The 1,954-nt window shown below is 69.2% G+C and carries 1 protein-coding gene; it reads left to right on the top strand.

The window, feature by feature from the left end; translation table 11 throughout:
- Position 1: 1 nt before the first annotated feature.
- A partial coding sequence (locus FJ251_15920) for an efflux RND transporter permease subunit (GenBank protein MBM4119189.1) occupies positions 2–1,954 on the top strand: 1,953 nt, incomplete at its 3' end.

Below are 1,954 nucleotides of genomic sequence, written 5' to 3'. Positions count from 1 at the left end.
CCTGACCCACCGCAGCCTGAACATCCTGACGATGATGGGCCTGATGCTCGCCGTCGGCATGCTCGTGGACAACGCGATCGTCGTGCTCGAGGCGATCTATCGCCGGCACGAGAAGGGCGAGGCGCAGCGCGCGGCGGCGGCGGCCGGCACCCGTGAGGTGGCGATGGCCGTCATCGCCAGCACCGCGACCTCGGTGATCGTCTTCGCGCCGATCGTGCTGACGAAGAACACCGAGATCACGCTCTGGCTCTCGGAGGTCGGCCTGACGATCTCCGTCACGCTGATCTTCTCCCTGCTCATCTGCCTGACCGTGGTGCCCCTGCTCGTCGCCCGCCTGCGCAAGTCGGACAGTCGCGGTGAGTTCGCATTCCTCGGCTGGCTGCGTCGCCAGTACCTGCGGCTGCTCGCCTGGACGGCCCTGCGCCACCGCCGGGCGACGCTGGCCATCCTCGCCGGGCTCGTCGTCCTCACGGCGATCATGGCGACGATCGCGGGCTTCAAGCCCTCGGACATGGACGAGGGCGGCGGGGTCAAGCGCGACCACGTCTCCTTCTGGGTGGAGTACACGGACAACACCAACCTCTACCGCGTCGAGGAGTACGTCGCCACCGTCGAGGACTTCCTGATTCCGCGCAAGTCCGACTACGGCGTCGACGCCGTCTACACCTTCTACGACGACAACTTCAGCGCCTTCCGGCTCTTCTTCCCGCCGGGCAGCGAGCCGAACGAGGAGCAGATCAGCGCCCTGCGCGACTCGCTGCGCGCGCAGCTGCCCGTGCTGCCCGGTCTGCGCTATCGCTTCCGCGACGACGAGGACGTCGGCCAGGGCGCGCAGCTCGTCAGCGTCACGCTCTTCGGCGAGGACACGGACCTGCTCGGCGAGATCGCGCGCGAGGTCGTGCGCCGGCTCGGCCTGATCGAGGGCATGCACGACGTGGACACCAACCGCGAGTCGGGCCGCGACGAAGTGCGCGTCGTCCTCGATCGCGAGCTCGCCGGCCGCTATGGAGTCAGCCCGCGCGAGCTGTCGCAGGTGCTCGGCCTCACCTTCCGCGGCGTCCCTTTGCGCAAGTTCCAGGGCGCTGAGCGGGAAATCGACCTCGGCATCGTGCTCGAGCCCAGCGACCGGCGGAACCTGGAGAACCTGGCGCGCCTGCCCGTCGCCTATCAGGCGGGGCGGCCCGTGCTGCTCGGTCAGGTCGCCCGCTTCGAGCTGGGCCGCGGGCCAACGCAGATCGCCCGCGAGCGCCAGCAGACGGCGATCACGGTGAGCGCCGCCTACGAGGGCGAGGATTTCGACGAGGCGATGGAAGCGGTGCGCGACGTGATGAACGCGCTTGCGCTGCCAGCCGGCTACAGTTGGTCCGAGGGCGAGCGCCTGCGCCGGGTGGAGGAGCAGCAGAACGACATGCTGCTGAACATCCTGCTCGCCCTCGTCTGTGTCTACATCGTGATGGCCGTGCTCTTCGAGAGCCTGCTCCACCCGCTGGTCATCATGCTCTGCATCCCCTTCGCCATGCTCGGCGTGATCTGGACCCTGATCGCGAGCCGCACGCCCTTCAACCTGTTCGCGATGATCGGCATGGTGATCCTGATCGGCATCGTCGTGAACAACGGCATCGTGTTGATGGACCGGATCGGGCAGCTCAGGCGCCAAGGCCTGACGCGCGAGGCGGCGATTCTCGCGGGCTGCCGCGACCGCTTCCGGCCCATCCTGATGACGGCCGGCACGACGGTGCTCGGCCTCGCGCCGCTCGCTCTCGGCAAGGCGACCGTCGCCGACGGCTACTACTTCCCGCTCGCCCGCGCCGTGATGGGCGGCCTGACGGCCAGCACCCTGCTCACCCTGATCGTGCTGCCCACCTTCATGATCGTCGCCGAGGACCTCGCGGCGCGCGCGCGGGCGACCTGGGCCTGGGGCCAGGGCCGCGGGCCGCTGCCCTGGCGTGTTCGC

It is taken from the genome of bacterium (assembly GCA_016873475.1).
Taxonomy (GTDB): domain Bacteria; phylum Krumholzibacteriota; class Krumholzibacteriia; order JACNKJ01; family JACNKJ01; genus VGXI01.
The sequence above is the reverse complement of the archived record's forward strand: the minus strand, read 5'-3'. Positions and strand labels throughout refer to the sequence as shown.